This is a genomic window from Clostridium sp. Marseille-P2415 (assembly GCF_900155545.1).
GTDB lineage: Bacteria > Bacillota > Clostridia > Lachnospirales > Lachnospiraceae > Lacrimispora.
On the sequence record NZ_LT732523.1, the window covers coordinates 1 to 3,419 of the forward strand.

4 protein-coding genes are annotated in these 3,419 nt (G+C 44.4%); all 4 read right to left on the reverse strand.

Going from position 1 to position 3,419, the window contains the following annotated elements:
* Positions 1–114: 114 nt before the first annotated feature.
* Positions 115–441, reverse strand: coding sequence for a hypothetical protein (locus BQ9856_RS00050; RefSeq protein WP_077609167.1), 327 nt, complete (start codon positions 439–441; stop codon positions 115–117).
* Entirely contained in the window at positions 442–1,254 is an 813-nt protein-coding gene (locus BQ9856_RS00055; RefSeq protein WP_077609168.1) for an ExeA family protein, read from the reverse strand. It abuts the gene before it with no gap.
* Positions 1,247–2,656, reverse strand: a complete 1,410-nt coding sequence (locus BQ9856_RS00060; RefSeq protein ID WP_077609169.1) for a DDE-type integrase/transposase/recombinase — start codon at positions 2,654–2,656, stop codon at positions 1,247–1,249. Before BQ9856_RS00060 ends, BQ9856_RS00055 begins: the two co-directional genes overlap by 8 nt.
* 77 nt (positions 2,657–2,733) lie before the next feature.
* On the reverse strand, positions 2,734–3,237 hold the full coding sequence (locus tag BQ9856_RS00065; protein WP_328587217.1) for a DUF6431 domain-containing protein: 504 nt from the start codon (positions 3,235–3,237) through the stop codon (positions 2,734–2,736).
* Between the last annotated feature and the right edge of the window lie 182 nt (positions 3,238–3,419).

A 3,419-nucleotide genomic window follows, 5' to 3' on the forward strand; every position in this document is an offset into this window, starting at 1 on the left:
TGTTACTGACCAGCTGAGCTGTCGTAGTCGTGCTCATTTTAACTGTCATTAAGCTGCTTAGTTTTCTGGCAAAATTTTTGTATTGCTCATGGCGGGCAGTGGCCCGCCATGCTATTACCATATTTTCACATACTCATCGAGAGTTGACAGTGCATCCGTGATGCTGATCAAATCGACCAGTGATATATCCGGATATGTGTTTGACAGATGCTCAAGATTCCAGAAACTATCACTTAGACCGGCTATGTCAGTACCTATATTCCAGTCAGGAATACAGATATAGTTGCTGCTACAGTGTCGAGCCACAATTAGATGAAAGGAACTGCCTCTGGCTGTGACAAGAAATTCATAGGGTAACTCCATACGGATAGACCGGATGCTGCCGTTCCACTCGGAAGGATTCATGTCACTCAAACCGTTTGCTGTATAGGTGATATCCATTTACTCACCACCTCCAAGCATTTCATGATCCATAACGAACCTTACCATACCGTCATCGATCAGGCGCCGGTTCTGCTGGAAGGCATACATCAGGCTCTTTTCACAGATCCGGTTAATCCGTCTTGGAATCCCGGTTGATTCTTTATAGATGTCATTTAGTGCTGCATCTGTGAAGAGGTCCTGGCGCCCTTTTGCGTAAGTTAGATGAGTTTGGATATACCGGGCAGTTTCAGACCGGTCCAGGTGTGGCAGTGTACAGTTGATATCAATCCTCTGTTTTACAGCTGCATACCTCTGAAGATTGAGTCTCTCCCAAAGTTCATTCTGTCCAACAAGAACCAGCGCCATGGGACTTAAGGAATCAAAGCGGTAATTCAAAAGGAATCGGAATTCTTCAATGGTTTCTTTTTCAAGCAGATGGGCTTCATCAAGAATGATTACAACTTTCTTCTTCTGGACTCCACGGATGATTTCGACTTCTTTTTGGAGCTGACGCTTGGCATCTCCTCTGTAAAATCTGGATTCGATACCAAGTTGATCCAATAGCCCCTTGTAGAGCCACCTTGGTGTCAGTTTGGAGTCCGAGATGTATAAAAAGATGTATTCGTCCTTTGGAAGACTTCCTGCAAACTTGCGGATCAGGGTGGATTTGCCACAGCCTGCATCTGATGTCACCACAGCAAAAAGCTGATTATCAGCAGCGTAAGAAAGCCTTCCCAATGCATCTGCTACATAAGGTGATTCATAGAGTTGATCGGCCGGAACATCTCTGGAAAACGGTGTATGCTTCATTTCAAAGAATTGCTCATACATTGGATCCGTCCTCCTTTCCATAAGTGGAGAAGGAGATTGCATTGGCTACCAGTTTCCGGGATTGCCCATTCTTTTTTTCGAGAGCGCTTAAAAACCTGGAAGTCTCTGGGACTTCCGGCTGCATGGAAACAGGAAGTGTCGGATTTTTGTCACAGTAAGACCCAATCCTTACCGGTTTTGCAACAAACGGAGCAATACCCTGATGTGAGACTGTGATGATTTCAGGAAGTTTGGGATCATAAGTAATCTCAACCTTGAAGCCAATCAAAGAAGGCTTGGTCTCATATGTCTTGCCATGGAAGCTTATGCATGCTCCCTTGTCGACGCTACGGATTTCATGATGAAGGAATGCTTCTGTAACAACGGCAGTGTCCAGATATACAAGTTTTCTGCTGTCACGGTTCCACTCCTGCACGGGGGTAATACCAGCCTCTGGCACTTTTGCATTCAGACTTTTATAATACTCCGCAATGCCTTCATGACGATGATTCTGGTATGCTTCTTCAAGGTATATTTTCCAGTATCGGTTCAACTCATAAAGCGTTTTGATTTTGTGGAGCTTTATTTCTCGAAGGAATGCGTCAACGACCTGATGGAATTTTTCGATCTTGCCCTTACTTTTTCCGCTTCTTGGTCTCGCATAATGGATCGGGATTCCGATCTTACCCAGGGAAAGTTTCAGCTGTCTGGCTACATACTGACTGCCATTATCAAAGTAGCATGAATCAAATTTCCCATGAAGCAGGATCACCTTACGGAAGGTATCCTCCACAATCAGTTCTTCCTGATTATCGTAGAATTCAGATGCAAGGATCAGCCTGGAATGATCGTCAATAGCTGAGGACAGATAGGTCTGTACCATGGCACCATTTTTGCCGATTGGTAGTTTACAGCCGTACTTGATGTCACCCTGGACTAACATCATCCGATGTGGTTTACAGAAGCGTTTCGAAGAACTCTCCCGGGCATCATTGTACATTTGCATCTGCTTCACACCATACCCAGCTTTATACAGATGGCGCTCCAGTGTGGACCTTTTCAATACGCCAGGTGCAACATATCCTTCCAGTTCCAGTATCCAGATGATCTGGGCAACGGAACGTTTTGGAACTTCTTTCTTTAGAGTTATCGCCTGCAAAAGCAGATCTTCAAAGTTATCCGGGAGCCGACTGGAGACCCCATGTTCTTTGGATTGTGGTTTCAAACCTTGAAACCCGTTTTCTTTGTAGGCACTTTCGTAGCGGTAGATTGTTCGTAATGAGATTCCTGCCTTTTCACTGATCTCATTGCGCAGCTTTGTTTTAGCGGCAGTATCCAGGGAATGATCCAGAAGCGGAGCAATAAAACTGTATCTGGTAAGCGCTGCCTGATCCTGCCAGTCCTGTATTTCTTTTGTCTGCATAGATTCGTCCTCCTTATGGAGAAAGAATACACCAGAGTGCCTTGACAGGACAAAACAAAGTAGGTGCAAAGGTAACATCAGGCGGGAACTAAAAATCCGCCTAAGTTATATATGAAATGCTGGACAGTTTCTAACCAGTCCTGACAGCGTAAGCGCAGTTCGTCGAGCAGGGAAATCTCAGACAAGAGTAAAGCTTCAGAGAAACCGAACTTACTGTATCCATCTGATTTCAGTTTGCCATTTATGTAAAGACGATTTGCCATCAACCAGTGATGCCAGCGGTTCATAGTCGCTTCGCACGGATAATTCTCATCATCGAGATCATCAGTGGTAATTAAATCATCCAGCACTCCTGAGATTACATCTGTTTCATAGTGTTTAAACGGTGTTAAGGTATTTGGCAGCGCCGTATGAAGGCGATTGCAGTGCTCGCATTTCATGCGTTCCACTTGTATGAAATCCTTTTCTCCACCGTCACGTTTACAAATGCGAAGCTTCCAGTCGCGGTGCTTTAACGGCATCATGCAGTGCGGACAATAAAGAATCCCCCTGCTCTTAACGAAAAATATGTGTGTCCTCATTGAGTATCAGTTCAAAATCTGATATAATGACCATGGTTTAATTACCAAAGTCTCAGAGGACGAAATCTTGCAGGATGTGGGTTCTCTGGGACTTTCTTTCTATAATGATAATGACATTATATCGAGCAAGTCCCTGACAAGCAAGCGGAGCAGTATTTTGTTGAAATAAATCAGCTACAACA